We start from the raw sequence: 24349 nt of genomic DNA, 5'->3' as shown, positions 1-24349 counted from the left end.
GTGCTCCTAAATAATAATGGTGTGAAGATTGGAGCAATTTATGCGAAGAATAAAATCCGAAGACTCGCTTTTGTATAAGTTTTAGCTAATTATTATTATTATGGATATTTGGAATTATAATCTTCGGCATTTAAATGCTGTATGTGCTGTTGCGAAATGCGGCAGTATCTTAGGTGCTTCGGCTCAGGTAAATATAACTCAACCAGCACTCACGCAGGGACTAGCCAAGCTTGAGGCGCAGCTAGGCGTTTCTTTATTTGAGCGAACGTCTGAGGGTATGATATCGACGAAGGCAGCTGAAGTGCTATTACCCCGCATAGAAACTGCTATGGGATACATTGCAAGCACGCGCGTGACGATGGCGCAAGTGAGAGCTTTGACTGTTTTTGCGAGTGCGGGAAGTTATCCTGCGGCAAGCCAGTTGAGTGGATTGTCCACGCCGTCATTGCATCGGTCTTTGTCTCATCTATCAGTCGCTTTAGGTTTAAAACTTATAGATAGACGTGGAAAAGGTGTGGTTTTGACAGCCGCAGGTAAAAGGACTGTTCGGCAATTTCGGCTGGCCTGTAATGAACTTTCCGCAGGACTAAATGAGATTGAGGCATTAAAAGGCTTTGAGATCGGTAGGATAGTTATTGGCGCAATGCCTTTATCTCGTGCTCGACTTTTGCCGGCGACAGTATCTGCATTCTATAAGAAACATCCAAATATTGAGATTGTGATAGTGGAGGGTAGTCATAGTGAGTTGATTGAGCCTTTGCGGGATGGTGAGGTTGATATATTGATGGGGGCGCTGCGTGATCCTTCTCCGGGCGAAGATGTAACGCAAGAACCATTGTTTGAGGACCGGCCGGTTATACTGGGACGCCATGGACACCCTTTGATTGGTGCCTGTTTATATGACCTTGCAAAACTTCCGTGGGTAACCTCCGCCAAAGGGACGCCGCTTAGAATTTTATGGGAAAGAATGTTCGACGAAGCTGGGATCGAATATCCGAAGGTTCCCATAGAGTGCGGTTCGGTCATTACCATTAGGCAGTTGCTTTTAGAAACTGATTTTCTAACATTTTTATCGCCAGATCAGGTTGCTGTTGAGCTTGAAGCTGGTTGGTTGACAGAGGTCTCAAAAGCGCCGCCAGCAATTGCTCGCAACATCGGTTTAACGGTGCGGTCTTCATGGACGCCTACGCGACTTCAAAGAGAGTTCGTTAGTGTTTTGAAGGATTGTGTGTAGTCAGAATTAGCTAATACTTATACTCCCCAAACCATTCTAATTTGCTACCTCAACAGTTGGGATGTAGCAAATTTAATGATGAAAAAGATACTTTCTATACTTGGTTTTGGTGAGGCTGGTAGCTCGTTTTCTGAGGCTGCTGGGTGGAAAAATTTAGCTAAGATATTTGATATACGGGACGATGCGCAAATGCATCAGCGAATATGCGATGCTGGTAATCAGGAAAGTGCGTCCATCAGTGAGGCATTATCTGGGACCAGTATCGTGTTAAGCCTCGTCACTGCTGACCAAGCATTGTCTGTGGCTGAAGGTGCAGCGAAATATATCACTAAAGAAGCATTATTTTTTGACATGAATTCTGTCGCGCCAAGTACAAAATTGGCGGGTGCGGCCTTAATTGAGCAAGCCGGGGGGCGGTATGTTGATGTGGCTGTGATGTCGCCTGTGAATCCAGCAAGGTTGAATACACCATTGCTAGTGAGCGGCCCTCATTTTGAGGCAGGCGTTGATACGTTGAGGGAGATTGGTTTTACCAATGTTCGAGGGCTTGGTGGAGATGTTGGTCGGGCGTCATCAGTAAAAATGCTTCGTTCAGTTATGTATAAAGGGATTGAGGCATTAACCGCGGAGTGTCTCATTGCTTGTGAAAGAGCAGGCGTTACTGATGAGGTCATTCGTTCATTTGGTGGCGACTGGGAAGAGCAAGCCAATTATCGATTAGACCGCATTATGGTGCATGGTTTACGACGCGCCGCCGAGATGCGTGAAGTGGTTAAAACACTTGAAAATCTTGGTGTTGATCCGCTGATGACACGCGGGACAGTAGAGCGCCAACATAATATTGGAATGCTAAAACGAACACCGGTTCCTGATAATTTAAAAGAAAAATTGGAGCAGATTAAATCATGACATTGATCATAGATTGTCACGGTCACTATACGACGGCACCGTCAGCTCACAATGATTGGCGTGAAGCGCAGAAAGCAGCATTTTACGGCGGGACAATAGCACCTGAATACCCTTCAATATCTGATGGAGAAATTCAGGATACGCTGGAAGCAAATCAAATACGCCTGCTAAAAGAACGCGGCGCTGATATGACAATTTTTTCTCCGCGTGCGTCTGCAATGGCTCCCCATATTGGAGATGAAGGTGTCTCTAAAAAATGGGCCCAAGTAAATAATGATCTTATCGCTCGTTGTGTGGCGCTTTATCCGGAAATATTTGCTCCGGTATGTATGCTTCCGCAATCACCAGCATCAGATATGCAAGCCTCAATCGAAGAGTTAGAGCGGTGTGTCGATATGGGGTTTATCGGATGTAACCTTAATCCTGATCCTGGTGGTGGGCATTTTAAACATCCAGCGCTAACGGATGAATATTGGTATCCGTTCTATGAAAAAATGTGTGAGTTGGATGTGCCAGCGATGATACACGTTTCTGGGTCATGTAATCCTGGCCTTCACGCTACCGGAGCATACTATATTGCAGCTGACACAATTGCATTCATGCAATTGATTCAGGGCGACCTTTTTAAAGAATTCCCAAGTTTACGTTTTATCATTCCTCATGGTGGGGGCGCTGTTCCTTATCATTGGGGACGATACCGAGGTTTAGCAGATATGCTTAAGCAGCCCGACCTTGCGACACATGTCATGAACAATGTTTTCTTTGATACATGCGTGTATCATCAACCAGGCGTGAACCTCCTCGCTGACGTCATTGACACAAAAAATATTCTGTTTGGCTCAGAAATGGTTGGGGCAGTTCGCGGCATAGATCCCACGACAGGCTATTATTTTGACGATACCAAGCGGTATGTCGATAATCTTGATATTTCTGATTCAGAACGCCACGCCATCTTTGAAGGAAATGCCCGCCGTGTATTTCCAAGACTGGATGCGCAATTGAAGAGGCGCGGGTCATGAGTAAATCACTGGATGAATATTTAGCAGAGCTTGAAGACATTCCGGGGACGCGTATTTATACGACGCACAGAGCGCGTGAAGGCTATTGGCTCAATCAATTTGCAATGAGCTTAATGAAGCCAGAAAATAGAGAGCGTTGGAAAGCCGATGAAAGGGCTTACCTAGCTGACTGGACATTGACCGATGCCCAGAAAGACGCGGTCCTCGTAAGAGATTATAATCGCCTATTGGAATTGGGAGGTAATATCTATTATCTCGCAAAAATTTTCTCAACAGATGGTCTCTCTTTCGTTCAAGCAGTTTCTACAATGACTGGAATGAGTGTTGAGGATTATCAGGCGATGATGATTGCTGGTGGGCGGTCTCCTGAAGGTGTTCGTTCCAAGAAAGAGGGACGTTAGAATGGCGAGGATTACTGCTGGCATTGCGACAAGCCATATCCCTCTAATCGGTGTTGCTATCGATCAGAACAAAGTTGAGGAAGAGTATTTCAAGCCTGTTTTAGCTGGTTATGAATGGACACGAGAGTGGATTCAAAAGCCAGAAAATAAGCCTGATGTAGTTATTCTTGTCTATAATGATCATGCAACTGCTTTTGACATGGACCTAATACCTACATTCGCGATTGGGTGTGGGGAGGAATATTTTCCAGCCGATGAAGGTTGGGGAGCAAGACCAGTGCCTTCTGTCAAAAATGACACTGAGTTTGCTTGGCATTTAGCGCAAAGTCTTATTCGCGACGATTTTGATATGACCATCGTGAATAAAATGGATGTCGACCACGGTTTAACCGTGCCTTTGTCTGCGATGTTTAATCAGCCAGATGAGTGGCCTGTAAAAGTTGTGCCGCTTGCTGTGAATGTCGTCACCTATCCAGTTCCATCAGGTAACAGATGTTGGATGTTGGGTGAGGCGATTGCGCGTGCTGTTGAAAGCTATCCAAAGGATCTGAATGTGCAGATTTGGGGAACTGGTGGCATGTCTCACCAGCTGCAAGGACCAAGAGCAGGATTAATCAATAAGGAATGGGATAACGCCTTTTTGGATGATCTAACAAAAGATCCAGAGCGCCTGCGTCACATGCCGCACATAGAGTATCTTCGAGAAGCTGGTTCAGAAGGTATTGAACTTGTTATGTGGCTCATCATGCGGGGCGCTTTAGGCAAAGATATCAAAGAACTACATAAATATTATCATGTCCCTGCATCTAACACTGCACTTGGGCACATAGTCTTGGAGAATTCTAAATGAGAATTGCACTTGTTGGCGGTGGAGCGTTTGGAGAAAAACATCTGGATGGGCTCAAGAATATTGAAGGCGTAGAAGTGACAGCAATCGTTGGGCGGAGCATTGATGCGACCCAAACGCTTGCTGAAAAATATGATGTACCATATGCGTCTGTAGATTTTGATGAGATGTTGTCGCGCGATGATGTTGATGCGGTCATTTTGTGCACGCCAACACAGATGCACGCTTCACAAGCAATTGCTTGCATGGATGCTGGTAAGCATGTCGAGGTTGAGATTCCCCTTGCAGATAGCTGGGTAGATTCTGAAGCTGTTATGGCCAAACAAAAAGAGACCGGATTGGTCTGTATGGTTGGGCATACACGCCGTTTTAACCCGAGCCATCAATACGTGCATAATAAAATTCAATCGGGCGAATTCAATATCCAACAGATGGATGTGCAGACTTATTTCTTCCGAAGAAAAAATATAAATGCGAAAGGACAGCCACGTAGCTGGACTGATCATTTACTATGGCACCATGCTGCGCACACCGTAGATTTGTTCGCTTATCAAGCCGGACCAATTGTGAAGGCGAATGCTATTCAAGGACCAATACATTCTGAGCTTGGTATATCTATGGATATGTCTATTCAGTTGCAGGCAGAAAGCGGCGCAATTTGTACTCTTTCACTGTCATTTAATAATGATGGGCCTTTAGGAACATTCTTCCGCTATATTGGGGATACAAATACATATATTGCTCGCTATGATGATCTTGTAACAGGTCGCGATGAAGTCATTGATGTGTCTGATGTTGATGTATCTATGAATGGGATTGAGCTGCAAGATCGCGAGTTTATTTCTGCGATCAAAGAGGGGCGTGAGCCAAACTCTAGTGTGTCTAAAGTGCTTCCTTGTTATAAAGTGCTTCATGAGCTCGAACAGCAGTTAAAGGCATAAAAAGACATTCAATATAGACACCAATTCGTAGATTGGTCGTTTGCGACGTTTAAGCCAATACATAGGTGTCGTTTTCCTATAGATGGACTGGATTACAATTATGAATTTTCTTAAACGGACAATCGATAATCGCGAGCTCAACCCTATCGGGTTGGGCTGTATGTCTTTAAGTCAGGCTTATCATCCTATTCCTAATGAAGATGATGGAGAGAGGCTTCTTAATCATGCGCTAGATATCGGTGTTGATCATTTTGATACGGCGAGACTTTACGGTCTTGGACATAATGAAGCTTTATTGTCTCGAGTCTTGAAAACGCGCAGAAATGAAGTTTTTCTAGCGACCAAAGCAGGTATCGAAGCGTCTGGCCCTAAGCGATATATCGATTGTTCTCCAAATACTCTTCGCAAAGCTGTGGACACTAGTTTGAGTGTGCTTGGAGTAGAGTATATTGATTTGTATTACATGCACCGCCGCGACTTTAATGTGCCGATCGAAGAATCGGTTGGTGCTATGGCGGAGCTGGTAAAGGCAGGAAAAATTGGTGGTATCGGCTTGTCGGAGATGAGTGAAGAAACACTGCGCCGTGCAAACTCGGAATATCAAATATCAGCACTACAAACAGAATATTCTTTGTGGACCCGCAATCCCGAAATTGGAGTGCTTGATGCGTGTGCCGAGTTAAACATAGCCTTTGTCGCTTTTTCGCCGGTGGCTCGAGGTGCGCTGGCTGCTGGTGTAAAAGATCCTTCAAATCTTGCTGAAAATGATCTTCGGAAAAATCATCCGCGTTTTACGTCTGAATATTGGCCAGAGAATGCCAAACTGATTAAAGCATTTGACGTGTTAGCTGAGCAAGCTGGCGTGACGTCCGCTCAGCTTTCACTGGCTTGGGTGTTGTCTCGCGGTGATCATGTTCATGTGATCCCGGGAACAGGGAAAATCGCACATCTAGAAGAAAATAATCAAACGTCCCAATTGGCTATTGAGCCTGAATATTTAGAACGGGCCGGAAAATTGATAAATCAGCAAACAGTTTGCGGCCACAGATATCCTGAAGGTATGAGGCAAACCATAGATACAGAAGAATTTCCTCAGTCGGAATAACTGTTCGCATGTGTAGGCAAGGTTAGCAAAAAGAAAGATACCGCTATGAATAATGGTGTGTTTGCTGGAAATTAGGCTGCGGATATAATTTTATTTATATGAGTTTCAGAATCAATTGTTTATGAACGATGCTTTGCCAGACGGGGATGCTTTTTCAACACTGTCTGGAAAGCTTGGAAGCATTAATTAGCGCAGGTACAGACCGCCATTCATGTCCAAAGTTGCACCTGTGAAAAAGCCGCCGCGATCTGATGCGAGCAGGGCGGTTGCAGCTGCTATTTCTGAGGCAGTGGCAAAACGGCCAATTGGTACTGCCTTGCTTATAGATTCAATTTGCTCTTCTGAAAGCCGGCCTTTGGCCGTTGAAATTGGTCCGGGTGACACTGCGTTCACAGTGACGCCAGTATCTGCCAGATGGCGCGCAAAATACTTTGTAAGCATGATTGCACCAGCTTTTGCAGATGCATAATGGGCTGAAGCGACTGTGCCGCCATTCTGACCTGCGAGGGACGTGATATTTACTATGCGACCATATCCTTGTTCAATCATATGAGGGCAAAAGACTTGGCTACTTAGAAAAACGCTTCGCATGTTGATTGCGACTATGTCGTCGAATTCATCTGGAGAGATATCTTCCCAAGGCGTGCGTTTTGCGTGCCCTGCATTGTTGATGACAATGTCTAGCTTGCCTGCAATTTTTTTTATGTCTGATAAAGCTTGCTCGAAGTCAGTTTTTTTAAGCACATTAAGCGACAATGCGACTGCACTTTTGCCCGAAGCGTCTAGCTCTTTGGCGGTATGACGCGCGGTCTCGAAATCAACATCACTGATAAAAACAATTGCGCCTCCAGTGTGTAGTTCTTTTGCGATTTCTTGGCCGACACCGCGAGCTGCACCGGTTATCAATGCAACGCGTCCGCTAAAATCAAAACTACCATTTTTGGGAAGTGTCATGTCCGTCATATTTTAAATTCACCTTATTAGGGGAGGACGCTATTTCGATTAAGAAATAGCGTCCGTTAGTTTTCCTTTGGGTTTACAGCGGAGCTGAAAGGAGTGCTGTTATTTGCGAACGGAAATGCTTACACCAATTGAACGAGGTTGGTTGGTGAACACTTTCCAGTATGATGCATCTCTAGACAGGAATGCGCCAACATTGTCCGCCAATGAGATCTGGTAGTTGTTTGTGAGGTTTTTGCCCCACAAAGAGAATTTCCAGCGACCATCTTCGGATTCATAATTTAATCGGGCGTTCAGCGTTTTGCCGACTGTGTCGTCATACAGTTCTGGGTAAAGTTTGAGCGTGTCAGCATCATCCGTAGAAATTTCGGAAGAGTATTTGAAGTCCGCCTGTGCTGTCAGCATCCCAGCATTCTCAAGCTGATGTCTGTAAGTACCAGCTAGGGTTAAAGAGTGATCCGGGGCGAATTTTGCAGGGTTGCCTGAAAAATCTTGGTTTACAAGAGGATCGAGCAGTTCTGAATACTCGCCGTCTAGATATGCGTAGTTGAAGCCGATATCAAATTCTGGAGTGATCCGAAATAGAGATTCCAACTCAATACCTTGCATTTCAAGTGTGCCATTATAGGTGTGGGCCACACCGCCAGCACCAGAGAAATTCTGCAGGTTTTCTGTTGTTTGTTGGAAAATCGACATGTTGAAATCTACACGATTGTCGAAGAGTTTCGATTTGATACCTAACTCATAGTTTTTCGCATTTTCGGGAGCAAGAGGGAGGGTTGGGTCGTTGTAGGCGTTGTCAACGAATCCTCCACTTTTGAACCCTTCCGCATAAGTCGCGTATAGGTTGATGTCGTCAGTAGGTTCGTATGTTAACGTTACACGTGGTGTGAATGCATCCCATGATGTTCCACCAGATGCGACAACAGTACCGGGGAAACTAAATACAGGGATCGGGTTATCACCAGCTGTTTCTGATGTGGCTCGATAATCTATGTCTTTTTGGTCTTCAGTGTAGCGTCCACCAACGGCGATAGAAAGCTGATCGGTGATTTCAAAATCAATCTGACCAAAGATTGCGGCACTTGTGACTTCACCGTGCTGATAACGCTGAATGTTGGTAATGGTTGGATTAGGTGGGATTATTCCCCCGACAATAGATCCAGCAAGTGGGCTATAGTCGAAACCATTAAGTGTAGTTACGTCTGCAGATAGATAATACACACCGACCACGTATGAAAGGCGATCTGGTCCAGACGCATAGCGAATTTCTTGAGTTAAGCTGCTATTGCTCACTGTTTGTTCTAGTCCGAAAACGGGAGTATCCGTTCCAACAGGTAGGTTGTCGAGCAAGCTGTAACTGTCGTTTATGCGGTATCCGGTAATGGATGTTAGACTGCCGCCCCAGAGATCAAGGTCTCCACGGATGAATCCACCACGCAATTCTTGCTTGAAAGGGTTGGGTTTTGTTGTGTAATTTGTCCAATCTTCATCATAGTATTCACCAAATGAAGCAGGAATCGTTTGGTCTCCACCAATTGCGATCTCAACAGGTCCGCCATTTCCGCTTGAATAAGAATAGTCAGCGCTTATTAAAACTTCAAGAACGTCATTGGGTGTGAAAAGTAACTTTCCGCGCGCACTGTGTGCGTCAAGCGAACCAAAATTTCCAGACTGGTTTGGTGCATCAATCTGACCGTCTGAATGTTCTGTGCTGAATGCTATACGACCAGCGAGAACATCATCTTTGATGACGCCATTGAGCATACCTTCTGTACGAGCATAACCTGCATTTCCACCCGTTAATTCTAGGAAGTAGTCATCCTCAAATTTAGGGTCATTTGTTACGACTGCTATGGCTCCACCCACAGCGTTCCGGCCGAAAAGGGTGCCTTGTGGCCCGCGCATGACTTCGACACGGTTAAGGTCATAAAAGTTTGTGTTCAAATCATTGTTGAAAACGTAATAGATATCATCTGAAAAGAACGCGACAGGTGTGTCTAAGGTTGCTGTTCTGAATGTCGACACATTTCCCCGTATGGCGACAATAGAAAGTGATTTATCTGACGTATCGATTGTTATGCCAGGAATTTTTGCAGTAAGTGCGGCAGGACTATTGATTTGCTCATCTGCAAGAGCTTCACCGCTATAAGCAGCGATTGAGAACGGAACGTCTTGCAATGAAGATTCGCGACGTTGCGCAGTCACTGTGATCGTTTCATTTCGATAGATCGGACTGTCCGACTGTTCTGCTTCCAATTGAGTGTTTGCATCGGATTCAGTTGTGTCCTGTGACCAGGACGGAGCAGCAAAAATCGCTGATAAGCATACGGCCCCCAATAGGCCTTGTCTAAATTGTTTGTTCATTCGTTCCTCCCTCGATTTTTATTTCCCTTTCGCTTCGAACAATAGCTTTAGGGCAAAGATATAATTGCTTTTGTGGTGCTTCTGTGCAACTTCAAATCCCTATAATTGAATATCAAAACTGCTCTTTCAATTATAAGAAAACATCGTAATTCTATTTATCCGTAGATGATTGAAGTGAAGTATTTTATTAAAAACACTAAAATATCAGTGTATTGATATATACAGGCATGACAATTAGTGAGCGATTTGTTGGTTTTTTTGAACTTGTGTTTTGGGTTGCTGTATTTAGTAGTGTTCAAAAAAAATGATACTTGGTCATATTGCTCTGATGATAGAGCAATACGTTTATTTGGATTGTTAGATGTCTAGTTCTAGCGTCTCGCTTCGTGCGGTTGAGCAACAGGGAATCACAGCAGAATTTGCGCTTTTTTCTTCTTCGGTTAGAAAGTGGTCTCGGTGGTCTAGAACGCCATTTAGTACTTTCACCTTGCAGGTTCCGCATACGCCTTCTAAGCATGCAAAACCAATGTCCACACCAGCATCAAGCATTGCATCTAGCATCGTTTCACCTTCATTGACCTCGATGGTCTGGCCGCTTTGAGCCAAGATGAGCGAATAACCACCCCCTGTTGCTATTTCGGTTGATGCATTGAAGTATTCTATATGCGAACGTCCAGATGGGCGTTGGGCAGTCTTAGCTACGAAAGCTTCGAGCATTCCTTGGGGGCCGCAACAATAGATGTGAGCTTCTGGTGAGGCTTCCAAAATGATTGAGTCTAGGTCCAGCTTGGGTGCGACGGGATCGTCTGCAATGCAAATCATTACTTCCTGACGGTCTTGTAATTTTTTGGTGAAAGCAGCGCGAACGGAACTTTTGGCACCGTAATACAGCCGCCAAGGTTTATTCAGCGTTTCTAAACGGGCAATCATTGACAGCATTGGCGTTACGCCAACTCCGCCAGCAATTAATATCGTCTCTGGTGCATCCTCATGAAGTGGGAAGTTATTTTTGGGTTCTGATATCTCTACAATATCTCCCGCCTTCCAAGTGTTGTGGATATGCACTGATCCGCCACGGCTTTCTGGGTCTTTTTGAACGCCTATTTCGTAGAGGTTTGATTGGGCTGGATCGTTGTACAATGAATAGCTTCGAATGAGTCCATTCGAAAGGTTTACATCAATGTGAGCACCAGCCGTGAACGGTGGAAAAGATTCTCCTGATAGGGGCTCGAGACGAAATGCATTAATCGTCGTCGATTCCCATCGAATATTAGTTATACGGGCTTTCATGATACTAAACTACTCTTGTGCGGGATGCGCGAATGGTGGTTGGCGCGCATTTGCAGTCTTGTGTAAGGCAACAAAAAGGCCGTGAAATAATAGAAAGCTTTGTTGCTCATCATTTCACAGATTCCACGCCACCCCACCGAACTGCTGTGCTAAGTTGTGCTTGGTAAGCTTGATTGAAATCTGCATCTGAGTCGTGAATGAATGAACCGGCGCGAGCTTTGTAGAAGATGCTTGCATCTTCAATGCCTGGGGGAAGCACACCGTTTTCTGAGAAGGCGCGTGCTGAAAGCAGTAGGCGACGACGTGTTCGGGCGATCATCTGGTCTGTAGGTGCTAGATTTTCAAAAGTATGATCGGTGATTGGCCCCATGCTTTCGGTTACGGCTTGATCTTGCATCGTGATATTTGGAATACCCGTATATTGGGTTCCGTTGCGTTGTGACTCGCGATCAATGGCCCAATCGTTTTCCATACTGTCTGCAGAGCGCCAGCGTCCATACCAATCCGTGGTGTTGGGTGCATATTTGATCGGCTCGAAGAGGGGGGTGCCATCCTTGAGTGTGGAAGTATAAGCGGGGTTTCCTTCGTCAACACCTCCGGTGATGTCGAACAGCATTGAGTGTTCATCATCAATTGGAACCCATGCACGGGCTATAGCGCGAGTCGCGAAGCGGTTATTTGGTGTTTGGGTCCAGAATGGGAACATGAAGTGAGCGACGCGCCAAGACATGTTGCCATCATCATTTTTCCTGTAGGCACCATACATTGTTCCCCAGTCAGAATTACTGACTTTGTATTCTGGTGATCGATTGAGAACTGTCGGCCGCATCGGGTGGTCTGGCTCTAAGTCATCTTCTGTAAGTGAGCCAACGTGAAGGAAGCCAACATGTGATGTGTCAATGTCGCCTTCCAGAGCCTGAAGCCAATTGCAGTCGCGTTGAAGGCACCATGTTTCAGGGTTTTCAATCATGGTTGCTTCGATTGCAGGTAAGGGCGGTGGGGCATCTTGGTTGGGGCCCATATATACCCAAACAAGTCCATTGCGTTCGTATGTCTTATAAGCTTTTGCGTGTACTTTTTCTTTGAATGTCTGGTGCTCGGGTACGCTTGGCATGTCTACACAATTACCATCGACGTCAAATTTCCAACCGTGGTAGACGCAGCGTATACCGCTTTCTTCGTTGCGGCCCACAAATAGGGAGGCGCATCTGTGAGGGCAGCGATGGTCCATGATGCCCACGCGGCCATTGGAATCGCGGAATGCTATCAGTTTTTCGCACATTAACATCAACCGGACAGGGTCGCCGTCTGCTATCAATTCAGAAGACAAAATTGCAGGCATCCAGTATTGACGCATGAATTTTCCCATAACGGTGTCTGGCCCTACGCGGGTGAGGTCATCTCTATCTTTAACAGCTTGCAATGGAATGCTCCTTTGTACGTCGGTCGATGCGTTATCCGGTTTAATGGTCGCACAACGATGGGCTTGATGAGCGGTGAGCCTGAATGATGAATAGGCTGCCACTCAATTTTATTTGGTGGTTCAACCTACAAAAGAAACGTATAGGGCACTAATTAGAATGCCGAGTGTGGTATTCAAATTAGTTGATGCTTATATTTTGTTGTTTGATTTTGGGGGGGGCGGTCTGGGCGCGCGTTTATATTAGACCCATGAAAGTTCAGTGTGTTTTCGCTCTTCAGATGCTTCCCTTAGCAATTCGATAAATCGACTTTGTATAACGGTAGGCCTCCAAGAGCGGCGTGTTGTTATGCCTATGATACGGCGACTTTCCAGTAGGGGCTGCCCAACACAGGCGAGCAATCCACTGCGGATTTGAATTTCTACTTGATCTGGTGAAAGCAATGTCAAAAAATTGTTGTCAGCGAGAATGCGGCTAACGATCATGACCGATGCGCACTCTATCGGTTTTTGTGTGAGGGGATAATCTTTGAACATTGTTTCCCATTGGTCGCGCAAAGGGGAATCTACTCTGCTAACGAGCCAAGGGTAACTGGCTAAGACATCTAAAGAGGGGGTCTCTTCCAATGCAGCGAGTGGGTGTCTCGCGCCAGATGCAACAACAAGATGATTTTCGTATAAGGGTTCTTGATGCAGATCTTTGATTTCGAAAGGTCGCAATGCGCCTATTACCATATCAATGACGCCATCTCTTAGCGGCTCTACTAATTCCCGCCAATTGCCTTCGACTACCTCGAAGCGAGAGCGCGGCTCTTCCATCGCCATTCGGGAAATTCCTTTAGGAAGCAAATAGGTGCGGGACAGGGGCATGCCGCCGACAGCGATGAGTGGATTGTGGTTTTCAATATCCAAATCGTCTATTGCAGCAGCGATTTCTGAGATGCTTAGGCGAATGGCTCTGGATAATCGTTTGCCAACAGCGTTCAGTCTGGTGCCTCCGCTGCGACGTTCTGCTAGTCGTGTGCCAATAATGTGTTCTAGATCACAGACAGCCTTGTGAACTGCTGTTTGTGAAAGGCCTGCTTGCTTGGCTGCTGAAATAAAACTTCGTGCGTCTGTAAGTGATAAAAATGCACGCATTTGCGTCATGGTGATTAGGCGGTCTAGTTGGGGGGCGTTTTTGACCTGCTTCCCACCAATAGATAAATGTTCGATGGCTGTGCGAATGCGTTGAGTGAACATTTCTCCAATTTCAGTCGCGACCATGCCGTCTGCGCGTCGTTCGAATAGTTCGTGTTGGAGTTGGCTTTCCAAACGTGCCAACCCCTGTGTTATGGCAGGTTGAGATAGATTGACGGCTGATGATGCCCGGCTGATGCTGCCGCAGTCATTGACTGCGAGGACGGCGCGAAGGTGGCGAAGATTTAGATCAAATGGACTTAACGTCACGTTATAGCCTTTGCACCGTTGTAGGGAAGTAAATCATTATCTGCCGAATTTAATAGGATGTGACCAGAAACGAGAGATATAGGATTTATATGTTCCACTTATTCAATTTAACTGATGCTGATGTTACATTGAATAGAAGCGACTTGCAAATCAGAGATTTTGCAAGTCGCTGAGTAAGTGGAATTGCCTGTCTTAGGTTGAGGCTTCTTCAAGTACGCGCATTTTTTCAAGAAGGTTGCGGGCGTGATTGACTGCGCCATCCCCAGCCATACCAATGAACGGACGGTCTGGGTCGTCATTTATGCGAAGTTGCTGTGCTTCAAGTGTATCTTCGTCCTCTTTGATTGTGTCGAAAAACTGATCGAAGAGTATTTCAGGCGCACCGGTTTCTGGTGGGGCGTTGGTGCAGATTGACCACATATAATGAGTAGTGTTTTCTGTCTCGGGTGTAACACAGTGAACATTGACCAGAGTAAAGCAATGTTCTCTTTTGCCTTCGTATGCACCAGTGCCGACATCGCACCCGCCGGCATTTACGCGTAGAACCATTCCTCTGCCGGGTTCAAATTCTACATCTTGCCAGCGATCGACTCTTCCTTTGAAGCCGCCAGCCTCGATGTATGTTTTGGGTGGTACTGAATTTGGCATACGGCGGTGCATACCAACCTTTTTGCTGTCGGCTTTGATCTCCATTTGGGCTTCAAAATGTTGTTCAGGATTACCGCCAATTGTGTTGGCATGAATGTATGGAACGTGGGTGAGGTCCATAATATTGTCGACCAACAACTGCCAATTCGTTTTCACGTGAAAATCGTAATGTCGCCAAGTCCATGATGGGTCTACATGTTCTGGATTGCTAATGATGAGGTCAGGGTTGGCGTTGGCGGGATTTCCCATCCATATCCAAACCAATTCATCGCGCTCTACGATTGGATAAGATCGAATATTGGCTTTGCTCGGAATTCGGCTTTGATTAGGAATTTTTTTGCATTCACCTCCGTCACCAAATTCGACGCCATGATATGCACAACGAATAATCTCGCCTTCAACAATACCTGCGCTGAGGGGCATGGCTCTGTGGCTGCATCTGTCTTCTAGGGCGTATACTTTTCCTGAATCTGCGCGGTAAATAACGATAGGCTGGTTTAGTAACTTCCTACCTATCCGTTGCCCTGGTCCGAGATCCTTGGAAAAAATCGCTACATACCAATTTTCAAGTATAAGCATAGGGTGTTCCTCCTGCATTATATAAGTGTTCGTCCGCCTCATAATTTGCTTTAATTTAAGACGATAGTTTGCATTGCTAAACTCGCGACGAATATCAAATTAGTTTGAGTATCGCTCTTTTGAGAGGGGTTTGGCCAATTAGTTTGCGTATAAAGTATTCAAAAAATGGTGAGCTATGAATGAAATGAGGTATATTCTAGATGCTTTTCTAGTTGCTAGAGTATTGTATAAAAATAGATAATTTAGAATAAATGTCTGTCATTGAGTGGTATGAAGGTATTGTAAATTACTTAGTGTTGTATGTGTTGAGTTTATGCTTGCTGACCCTTTTTTGTCGATGAGCTGATATTTTTATTTCGGCCGGCAGATCTAAACCTTCTGTCGATCGGCTAGATTTGAATTGTGAGCGACATCTAGTAAGGGTTATGCTGTTTGCGGATTTGCCGCATTGCCATTCAATACTTCGGAAACGCGATATGACTAAAACTGAATTTTCTCCTATCAAAACTCAGCGCGCATTTGAGGTTATCTGCGACCGTATTCGTACCGAACTTAGCAAAGGGACACTTAAAGTTGGAGATAAACTTCCAGCAGAGCGGGAGCTAGCCCAGCAATTTCAAGTTAGTCGTGCGGCTCTTCGTGAGGCGTTGAAAGCATTAGAGGTTGCGGGTGTTATTAGAAATAAAAAAGGAGCAAGGGGAGGGTCATTTATTCGAGCTGCAGAGTCGGAACGTGTCGTTCAGGCGCTTCAAGATTATGTGCACCTTGGAAGCGTGAGTCTTGATGAACTGACAGAGGCGCGCATTTTTATGCAAGATGTCGTTATTCGCCATGCGTGTCAGCGAGCGACGTCTGAAGAATTATCTGAGTTAAGGAGTATTGCTGTTTCCGCTCGAGAAGGGATGTCTGTTGAAGCTCGATATGAAGTTGCGCAGCAGTTTTATAGCCTGCTTGTGAGGACGACGCGAAATAGGATGTTTGGTATATTTAACCAAGCACTACTGTCCGTATTGCATGATTTTGTGCGTACGTCAGGTTATGAAACGCTTCAGGAAGCTCTAATTGAATCACGTATCCGAATTGTTGACCTTTTGATCGAGCGTGATTGTGAGGGAGCTGCAGCAGAAATGAAAGCTCATTTGGCGCGAGTGCATGAGCATATCCAAGAAAGTAGACAGCGAGCAGGGCTTATTTAGGTAAAGATGGAGCTTTTGTTTAAACGTGGGGGTTAGTTGAGTTGACCTGAGTAAAAGTATCTTTCATAACTTAAATGGTCATACCAATAAATAATTTTTCATTGGTATGTTTCATATAGAAGGGAGATCCAATCTCATGTTACAGAACAAACAAGGGAGTGCGGGTGCTTTGGATGAAGTGCGTGTGCTCGACTTTACGACAGTTATGGCGGGTCCTTTTGGGGCACGTTTATTCGCGGACCTGGGCGCGGATGTTCTGAAGGTGGAATCTCTTTCAGGGGATCAAGTGAGAGCAAGGCCTCCATTGCGGGGCGATCACAGCAGTTATTTTGGAAATCTAAATGCTGGCAAGAAGAGCATTTCTGTAAACTTAAAATCAAAAGAAATTGTGGAGCTGGTCAAAAGCGCGATAGGTCAGTTTGATGTTCTTATAGAGAATTTCCGACCTGGCGTGATGGAGCGTTTTGGTTTGGGTGCTGAGGAATTGTGTCAACTTAATCCGCGTTTGATCTATTGTTCAATTTCTGGATATGGGCAGACGGGGCCTAAGGCTATGAGTCCTGCTTACGCGCCGATCATTCATGCAGCGAGTGGATTTGATGAGGCATTTTTAGGTTATCAGGACGGTGTGGATAAGCCGTCTAATTGTGGGATCTTTATCGCAGATGTTCTTTCTGGCGTATACGCATTCGGTGCGGTTCAGGCGGCTCTGTATCAGAGAGAGAAAACAGGGAAGGGGCAATGTATCGACGTATCTATGTTGGATAGTATGATTGGTATGTTGGTTTACGAGGTGCAAGAAGCGCAATTTCCTGTCACGACACGTCGTCCACTCTATAAACCTGTAAAGACGCGCGATGGTTTTATTATCGTGGCACCAACAAGTCCTAGAAATTTTGAAGATTTGTGTGAGGCAGCTAAGCATCCAGAGTGGATGGAAGATCCACGTTTTGCAACGCAGGAAAGCCGCAATGCTAATTGGGATGAGCTTTACAGTGTTATCGGTGATTGGGCTGCTAATATGCAGTCACGTGAAGCAGAAATGGTGTTGTCCGAACGTGGTGTGCCGTGCGCACGTTATGCACCTATTGCTGAAGTGCTTAATGATCCGCAATTGGCAGCGCGCGGGAGTTTGGCAGAAGTGAGTGATGGTGCAGGTGCCTTTAAAGTTCCTAATCCGCCTTTCACTATGTCGGAATCGCAGACTGCAGCCAGAAACTATGTTCCAAATTTAGGGCAAGAGAATGATTGCTTTTTTCAAGATGAGTTAGGCCTGAGTGTGGAGAGTGTGAAGCGATTACGCGAAAATAGGTGTATCCTTTAGGGGGGGGCGGGTAAGGGCAGTAGATGATGCATCATCTACTGCCCTTATAAGGCGTTAGCGAAGCATTTGTCTTGCAGTTGTGTTGCGAAGAATTTCTGAAGAGCCTTCGTAAATTCGTGTGATGCGTATGTCACGGTAGAGGCGCTCTACAACATAACCTTTACAATATCCTGTACCCCCGAAGATCTGAAGTGCTTGATCTACGGTGCGACAACCGGCTTCCGTCGAAAATGTTTTTGCCATTGCAGCGAATTCACGTCTTTTATCGCCTTGATCATAGCGCCATGCTGCATCAAACAGCATTAGTCGTGCGGCGCGCATTTCCATTTGCATGTCTGCTAGTTTGTGTTGGATTGCTTGGAATTCTGAGATGAAAGTGCCGAAGGCTTTGCGGGTTTTGGCTTGGTCGACGGCGAGTTCTATGGCGAGCTCTCCCATTCCTACAGCAGTTGCGCCAACGTTGATTCGTCCCGAATTCAATCCTTCTAGAGCGTAATGGAAGGCTTTGTTTTCTTCGCCTAAAATGTCTTCTTCTGCAACTTGCATATTGTTGAAAGACATTTCGTAAACACCGGGAGTTGCCGTGCCCATGAGGGGGATGGTGCCATCCAGACTGTAGCCGGGATTATCCGTACTTACGATGAATGCTGTTATTCCGTCGCGACCTTTAGATTTGTCTGTTTTGGCGTAAACGATGACATATTTAGCTTTTTGCGCATTCGAAATGAAGGTCTTAGAGCCGTTGATTACCCAGCCATCACTATTACGAACGGCAGTAGTGCTCATGGCTGCTGGATCTGACCCGCATTGCGGCTCGGTGAGGGCGAAACAGATTGGGATTTCGCCACTGACCATGCCGGGAATGAGGCGCTCTTTTTGGGTGGCGCTTCCGTGGTTGATGATGTTTTTCGCGCCAGGCCCCATAAGAGGACGAAGCTCTGTCCAAAATTGAGGAGGCAAGCGTGCTAGCTCTATTTGCATCGCACATTGTGCCAAGGCCCCTAAACCAAGTCCGCCATACTCTTCGGGGAGAGATAAACCAAAATAGCCATTTTCCAGTAAGACTTGTCGCACAATTGGGGGGACAACTCCTGTTTCTTGGAATTCGAGTTCATGTTGCATCAAGTCATCGACGATTGAGCGTGTTGCGTCCTGAAACTCTATAATTTCTGATGGCAAGTCGAAATTCATTTTTGCCTCCTAGCTTTGGCGATCGGAGGGTCTCCCCAGCGCGTCGCAGTTGTATTTAAATTTAGAAATCCGTAGCATCATATTATCAATTGTCTAATGGTCAGTCCATTAAAAATAATGAAAATACGATCGTGTGCGTTCAACAATTAGAAAAGTGTTAGTCGAGGTTGATCCACACAGATTTTGTTTCCAGGTAAGCGTCGATATGTTCTACGCCGGATTCTCGTCCATAACCGCTGAGCCCGAAGCCGCCGAAAGGAACTGCTGGGTCGAGCATTTGATAGCAATTTATCCAGACAGACCCAGCTTTTATCTCACGACTCATTTTGTGAGCGGTGCTCAAGTCGCGGGTCCAAACACCGCTGGCTAGTCCGAAGGGGGTAGCGTTGGCGCGTTGTATCACTTCTTCAATTGTGTCAAAGCTGAAAGCGGAAAGAACCGGTCCAAAAATTTCCTCTTTTGCTATTGTCATGTCATCTTCAACATTGGTGAAGATTGTTGGCTCTATGAAGAACCCTTCATCATACGGGGCTCCTTTCATTCTGCTGCCTCCAGCAATTGTTTGAGCGCCTTCTGACTTTGCGATATCAATATATCGTAGGATGCTGTCCATTTGTTTTTTAGAAACGACAGGACCAAGCTGCGTTTCTGGTGCTAAAGGATTCCCCACACGTAATGTCGCAACGTATGCAGCTAGCCTTTCCATGAATTCCTTTTGAATAGAGGAATGCACGAAAAGCCGGGTTCCGGCGCTGCAAATTTGACCCGAATTGGCAAATACCGCTGTTGCTGCTGCAGGAATTGCTTTATCCATGTCGGCATCTGGGAAAACGATGTTAGGTGATTTTCCGCCCAATTCTAATGTGGTTCGTTTCATTGTTGGCGCTGCGGCATGGATAATTTTTTCAGCGACGGCCGAAGAGCCTGTGAAGGCGATTTTGTCAACACCAGGGTGTGCAGAGAGGGCTGCACCAGCATCACCCATACCTGTGAGAACATTTATAACACCGTCAGGTATGCCGGCCTCAGTACATAGCTCGGCGAAACGCAAAGCGGATAATGGAGTTTGTTCGGCAGGCTTCATTACCATCGTGCAGCCAGAAGCTAGTACTGGGCCAGCTTTCCAGATGGCCATACCTACGGGGCCGTTCCAAGGGTTGATTGCAGCCACAACGCCGACGGGTACTTTTAGTGTGTGGCTGATTACATCGCCTGCAGCCGAGTTTGAAATCGTGTCGCCAGTGATGGAAGTAACTTGTCCGGCGTAAAACCGAAGCAAAGATGCGGCGCGTGTGCGGCCAAGTTTTGCACGTGCATACGGTGCGCCAAGGTCAAATGTATCTAGAAGTGCCAGTTCATCAAAATTTGTTTCTACAAGGTCAGCGAGACGGAGCATGATACGCTGGCGTTCAGCCGGTTTCATGCTGCTCCATGGCCCCTCAAATGCAGTTCTGGCGGCAGCGACAGCAATATCTACATCTGGTGCTTCAGCGTGTGCTACCATTGCCAGCAATTCGCCGGTAGCGGGATTGCGAGTTTCGAAACGTTTTCCAGAAAGAGCGGGAACTCTTTTCCCATTGATGTACATGTCTTGGTTTGGTTGATTTAGCATCAATGGGGGGGTAATTGTAGTGTCAGTGGGCATTTAATATTTCCTCCTAGTCCGATTCCGCAAAAGCGGTTCTATTGGAAGTCTTTTGATCTTCAGTGATAAAGCTTGCGGCGCGGGCCCCAATCATCATGGTGGGGGCGCTCGTATTTCCGCTGATTACTTTGGGCATGATGGAGGCATCGGCAAGGCGGAGTCCCGCGATACCTCGAACCCGCAATCGATTATCGACAACGGCCATTGGATCATTGTCGGGACCCATTTTACAAGTTCCGCATGGGTGATAAGCGGTGTTCACAATGTCTCTGAGCGCTTGCTCTATTTGTTCATCGCTTGTCAGTTGTGCGCCTGGTTCAATTTCATTGCCAGATAGGGCAGCAAGCGCTGGTTGGGACATAATTCGGCGCGCTTCTTTAAAACCACGCATTAGTGTCGCCATATCGTCTGGATGTCCAAAAAAGTTTGGATCAATTTTAGGGTGTTGATAAGGGTCTGCGCTTGTCAAAGTGATGTTTCCAACGCTTTTTGGACGTAAAAGCTGGATGAGAATCATATGCCCGTGACGCGATGGAACGGTACGTGCGTTTGATTTCAACCCCACAAGGAATGTCATTTGTATGTCGGGGCGTGTACCGCCTGTAGTGTCAACGAAGCCTCCAGCTTCGGCAACATTTGTTGCTAGCATTCCATTGTGACTGAATACATATTTGAAAGGGCTGATGACCATGCGAGGCAGAGCACTCAAAGACATAGCGTGAGATTCGCCTGTCGGGTTTTCCATTGATAAGTGTACAGTCGGATGGTCTTGGAGGTTTGCTCCAACTCCGGGTAAGTTATGTTGAACAGGGATATCAAGCTGCTCTAGGTGTGCGGCAGGGCCTATACCAGACAGCATTAGTATTTGGGGAGATCCGATTGCGCCCGCGCTTAATACGACTTCCGCACGTGCATTTAAAACGAAGCGGCGTCCTTCTTTTTCAACTTCCACACCAGTTGCGCGGCCGCGATTTATAATAATGCGTCGGGCCATTGTGTTTGTGAATAGCTTTACATTTGGACGTTTTAAAATGGGGTGGAGAAAAGCTCGTGAAGTGCTGAGCCGTACACCATTACGTTGGTTTACATCGTATTGGCCAAATCCATCCTGAACTTCACCTGCAAAATCATTGTTTTTGCTATGACCTGCCTGCTCGGCAGCATCCACGAAGGCTTGAGATAGTGGATTGAATTCGCGTGGTTTTTGAACGTCAAGTTCGCCGCCTACGCCGTGGCGTTCATTTTCCCCATTTTGATAATTTTCAAGCATACGAAAAGATGGCAGTACATCGTCAAATGACCAACCTTCATTGCCCAATGCTTGCCATTCTTCATAGTCAGTCGCTTGACCACGAATGTAGACGCCGCCATTGATGGAGGTGCAACCACCCATAAGTTTGCCGCGTGGGAATCCTATTTTGCGATGCGCAGTGCTTTCACCAGTGGTTAAGGTATGTTGCCAATTATATTTTGCGTGCGGAATCAATAGAATATTGCCCATGGGAAGGCGCGTTTTAAGGTTTGTTGGAAATTCCAGATCTGAAGGACCAGCTTCGATGATAGCGACTCTGCAGTTTGGATCCGCCGATAGTTTATTGGCGATGACACTGCCTGCTGAACCTGTTCCAATGATGACATAATCGAATGTATCAGTTGTGGTGTATGGGTGTGCTGTCTTCTTCATGCTTATGATCCCGCATTGCTCGCTGCAGCGAGCGAATTTTTAGTTTTATTTGTGGGGTGAACATGCCCGCGTACAATTGCAAGGCACCCAGAAATAGCAAGCATCATGGCCGCTAATACCCCGAAAAAAACCGCTGAACCGTTTTCAATCATTATGGCACCATAGAATGCGCTGAGAATTGCTCCTACGCGCCCCATGGCTGATATCATGCCTATACCGCGCGCTCGAACCGGAGTGGGAAAGGCATTAGCTGCGACGGCGAAGGTTGCTGATTGAGTTGCGCTTGCAGTGACGCCTAATACAAATAGTCCAACTAAAAGTGTTGTTCCGTTGGTTCCGCCTTCAATTGGTAGGAATGCAAGTAGGCCACATACCACAGCTGCACAAAGTGAAAGAGGAATCAATACGCGACGAGACCCGAGCCAAGCCATGAGACTTGCAGCTGACATGGCACCTACAAGGCCGCCTAAATTGAAAAATGTAAGACCTGTGCTGGCTGTCGAAAGGTCAAAATCATTACTATAGAGTAGTGTTGGAGCCCAATTGAACATGAGGTAAATCATAAAGAAGCCGAGAAAAAATAACGTGCAAAGAGCTATTGTGTCTCGTCTCAAGGGTTTTTGAAGGAGCGTAATGCTGGGAGCGAATTCAACTTTTTCAGAGGGATGCCTGATTTTAGCATTTTCAGGATCAGGATGACCAATACGGGTCAGAACTTTTGTGAGCTGCTGTCTGCCATTTGGCCGTTGTGCAAGGAAACGCGGAGATTCAGGGAGTAACCAATATAGGATAACTAACACTCCTATCGTTATGCCACCAGCTGTGTAGAACAGGGCGCGCCAGCCAAAATCAGGTAGAATAAATGCCGCCATTACCCCTCCAACTATTCCCCCGATGGAGACGCACACAACGCCAAATGTGACGGCAACACTTCTGTATCGACGCGGGGTGAATTCTGAAATTAAGGCAGCGGCCGATCCTGGCACGCCGCCTAGTCCGACGCCGGCTGCAAATTTTAAGGCGGCGATTTGGAAAATGCTCTGAGAGGCACCCGTCAAAATTGTCGCAAGTCCGAAGATAAGCGTCCCCATTAAAAGGGCCCATTTACGGCCCAGTCTATCCCCGAGCCAGCCTCCACAAACTGTCCCCAAGGCCATCCCCAAAAAACCGAGGGCGAATACGCTGCTCAAGTCACTTTTATCGATGCCCCATTGCTGAATAAGTGCAGGTGCAGCAAGGCCGAGCATTTGATTGTCTAAACCATCAAGAATGACGGCAGCGGAGGCCATTAGCACCACCCAGAACTGATATGACGTGAAGGGCAAGTCGTCTAAGAAGTTTACATCTTCTGTCGAGGTAGATCCGACAGGGGGGGATGTGTGGCTAAGGGGGGCCTGTGACATAAACTAGTTTTCCTCCAAATATAGTGCAGCAAGTCTTCTTTTTTGTGTCTGGCATTCATGCCAGTTCGTGTATCTTATACGCGCCTCTTCGCCTCTTCGCCTCTTAACGAGGGGTGCGTCATTGTACATTAGATGGAAGAAAGAATTTTTGGGCATCGAGATCGCAGGATGGATATTCAATTTAGTTGATTTGTATATTTGATGCTGTGGTTTCAGAAAATGAAGTCCTGCTTGGTTTTTAGGGTTTGGGTTGAGCTCAATGATGCTTGTAATGATGAAAATGTATAGATTTATTAGGGAGAGGTGGGGGATGTTTGAGCGGTAAGCATTAGACGTTTATTGTTGTGCTTTTGAAATTCAATAAACCTGATGGTGTTAGGAATATCGTATATTTGTTTTTTGGGTAAGCACGCATATATTGAGGTGGCTGCGTTCTAGGGGAATCTGAAAAGGTTGCACAGCCAGATAGTATTTTAAAATAAGCATACACTAAAACTTATATAGAGTTGGTCATTTCAATTAGCCTCATAAATAAGTATTTTGTACTGTGATATGCATGCAAATAAAATTCAAACTATTAGTAAAACAAAGAATTCGACACGGGCGTTTACGGATAAAGAGATACAAGGTTATCCTCTGACCCTGATGCTAATTCGTTTCAATTTTTAAAGAGGGCACCTACAATATAGGGACAAGTTCCTATTCGCCTTCATCCACAATGTGGCATGTCCACGCTA

At 46.0% G+C, this 24349-nt stretch carries 19 protein-coding genes; 9 read left to right on the top strand and 10 right to left on the bottom strand.

The features are described 5' to 3' along the window. Positions 1–100: 100 nt before the first annotated feature. The 7 genes from AC5EF3_RS03985 (at position 101) to AC5EF3_RS03955 (ending at position 6456) form a co-directional block, all read left to right on the top strand. Positions 101–1234, top strand: a complete 1134-nt coding sequence (locus tag AC5EF3_RS03985; RefSeq protein ID WP_493547110.1) for a LysR family transcriptional regulator — start codon at positions 101–103, stop codon at positions 1232–1234. A 75-nt stretch (positions 1235–1309) separates the two neighbouring features. Then, positions 1310–2143, top strand: coding sequence for an NAD(P)-dependent oxidoreductase (locus AC5EF3_RS03980; protein ID WP_493547109.1), 834 nt, complete (start codon positions 1310–1312; stop codon positions 2141–2143). After that, the gene (locus tag AC5EF3_RS03975) at positions 2140–3162 is read left to right on the top strand and encodes an amidohydrolase family protein (RefSeq protein ID WP_493547108.1); all 1023 of its coding nucleotides are present in this window, start codon (positions 2140–2142) and stop codon (positions 3160–3162) included. Before AC5EF3_RS03980 ends, AC5EF3_RS03975 begins: the two co-directional genes overlap by 4 nt. Further along, positions 3159–3563 carry a protocatechuate 4,5-dioxygenase subunit alpha gene (gene ligA / locus AC5EF3_RS03970; protein WP_493547107.1) on the top strand — a complete coding sequence of 135 codons (405 nt, stop codon included), beginning with the start codon at positions 3159–3161 and terminating at the stop codon, positions 3561–3563. Before AC5EF3_RS03975 ends, ligA begins: the two co-directional genes overlap by 4 nt. Before the next feature lies 1 nt (position 3564). Next, positions 3565–4413, top strand: coding sequence for a class III extradiol dioxygenase subunit beta (locus tag AC5EF3_RS03965; protein WP_493547106.1), 849 nt, complete (start codon positions 3565–3567; stop codon positions 4411–4413). Continuing rightward, positions 4410–5351 (top strand): Gfo/Idh/MocA family oxidoreductase, encoded by a 942-nt coding sequence (locus AC5EF3_RS03960; protein ID WP_493547105.1) that lies wholly within the window; start codon positions 4410–4412, stop codon positions 5349–5351. Before AC5EF3_RS03965 ends, AC5EF3_RS03960 begins: the two co-directional genes overlap by 4 nt. A gap of 100 nt (positions 5352–5451) precedes the next feature. After that, entirely contained in the window at positions 5452–6456 is a 1005-nt protein-coding gene (locus AC5EF3_RS03955; RefSeq protein ID WP_493547104.1) for an aldo/keto reductase, read from the top strand. Between the two features lie 186 nt (positions 6457–6642). Here AC5EF3_RS03955 and AC5EF3_RS03950 read toward each other — a convergent pair whose 3' ends face one another. The 6 genes from AC5EF3_RS03950 to AC5EF3_RS03925 form a co-directional block, all read right to left on the bottom strand. Then, a complete protein-coding gene (locus tag AC5EF3_RS03950) occupies positions 6643–7419 on the bottom strand; it encodes an SDR family NAD(P)-dependent oxidoreductase (RefSeq protein WP_493547103.1) in 777 nt (258 codons plus the stop codon). A 99-nt stretch (positions 7420–7518) separates the two neighbouring features. After that, entirely contained in the window at positions 7519–9783 is a 2265-nt protein-coding gene (locus tag AC5EF3_RS03945; RefSeq protein ID WP_493547102.1) for a TonB-dependent receptor, read from the bottom strand. Between the two features lie 357 nt (positions 9784–10140). Then, positions 10141–11073, bottom strand: a complete 933-nt coding sequence (locus AC5EF3_RS03940; RefSeq protein WP_493547101.1) for a PDR/VanB family oxidoreductase — start codon at positions 11071–11073, stop codon at positions 10141–10143. A 109-nt stretch (positions 11074–11182) separates the two neighbouring features. After that, positions 11183–12496: a Rieske 2Fe-2S domain-containing protein gene (locus AC5EF3_RS03935; RefSeq protein WP_493547100.1), complete on the bottom strand. Its 1314-nt coding sequence runs from the start codon at positions 12494–12496 to the stop codon at positions 11183–11185. 240 nt (positions 12497–12736) lie between these two features. Beyond that, entirely contained in the window at positions 12737–13942 is a 1206-nt protein-coding gene (locus tag AC5EF3_RS03930; RefSeq protein ID WP_493547099.1) for a LysR family transcriptional regulator, read from the bottom strand. A 192-nt stretch (positions 13943–14134) separates the two neighbouring features. After that, positions 14135–15169, bottom strand: a complete 1035-nt coding sequence (locus AC5EF3_RS03925; RefSeq protein ID WP_493547098.1) for a Rieske 2Fe-2S domain-containing protein — start codon at positions 15167–15169, stop codon at positions 14135–14137. Between the two features lie 476 nt (positions 15170–15645). On the opposite strand from AC5EF3_RS03925, the gene AC5EF3_RS03920 reads away from it, so the two are divergent. Together AC5EF3_RS03920 and AC5EF3_RS03915 are read left to right on the top strand one after the other, a co-directional pair. Continuing rightward, complete coding sequence (locus AC5EF3_RS03920; protein ID WP_493547097.1) at positions 15646–16365, top strand: FadR/GntR family transcriptional regulator; 720 nt, start codon at positions 15646–15648, stop codon at positions 16363–16365. 136 nt (positions 16366–16501) lie between these two features. Continuing rightward, on the top strand, positions 16502–17689 hold the full coding sequence (locus tag AC5EF3_RS03915; protein WP_493547096.1) for a CaiB/BaiF CoA transferase family protein: 1188 nt from the start codon (positions 16502–16504) through the stop codon (positions 17687–17689). A 54-nt stretch (positions 17690–17743) separates the two neighbouring features. Here the strand turns inward: AC5EF3_RS03915 and AC5EF3_RS03910 are convergent, their stop codons facing one another. From AC5EF3_RS03910 to AC5EF3_RS03895, 4 genes are all read right to left on the bottom strand, one after another. Further along, the gene (locus AC5EF3_RS03910) at positions 17744–18880 is read right to left on the bottom strand and encodes an acyl-CoA dehydrogenase family protein (protein WP_493547095.1); all 1137 of its coding nucleotides are present in this window, start codon (positions 18878–18880) and stop codon (positions 17744–17746) included. A gap of 157 nt (positions 18881–19037) precedes the next feature. Then, positions 19038–20525, bottom strand: coding sequence for an aldehyde dehydrogenase family protein (locus tag AC5EF3_RS03905; RefSeq protein ID WP_493547094.1), 1488 nt, complete (start codon positions 20523–20525; stop codon positions 19038–19040). Positions 20526–20538: 13 nt separating this feature from the next. Beyond that, positions 20539–22209 carry a GMC family oxidoreductase gene (locus tag AC5EF3_RS03900; RefSeq protein WP_493547093.1) on the bottom strand — a complete coding sequence of 557 codons (1671 nt, stop codon included), beginning with the start codon at positions 22207–22209 and terminating at the stop codon, positions 20539–20541. Between the two features lie 2 nt (positions 22210–22211). Next, positions 22212–23612: an MFS transporter gene (locus AC5EF3_RS03895; protein ID WP_493547092.1), complete on the bottom strand. Its 1401-nt coding sequence runs from the start codon at positions 23610–23612 to the stop codon at positions 22212–22214. Positions 23613–24349: the final 737 nt, after the last annotated feature.

The sequence above is a fragment of the Hirschia sp. genome (assembly GCF_058892565.1).
The sequence above is the reverse complement of the archived record's forward strand: the minus strand, read 5'-3'. Positions and strand labels throughout refer to the sequence as shown.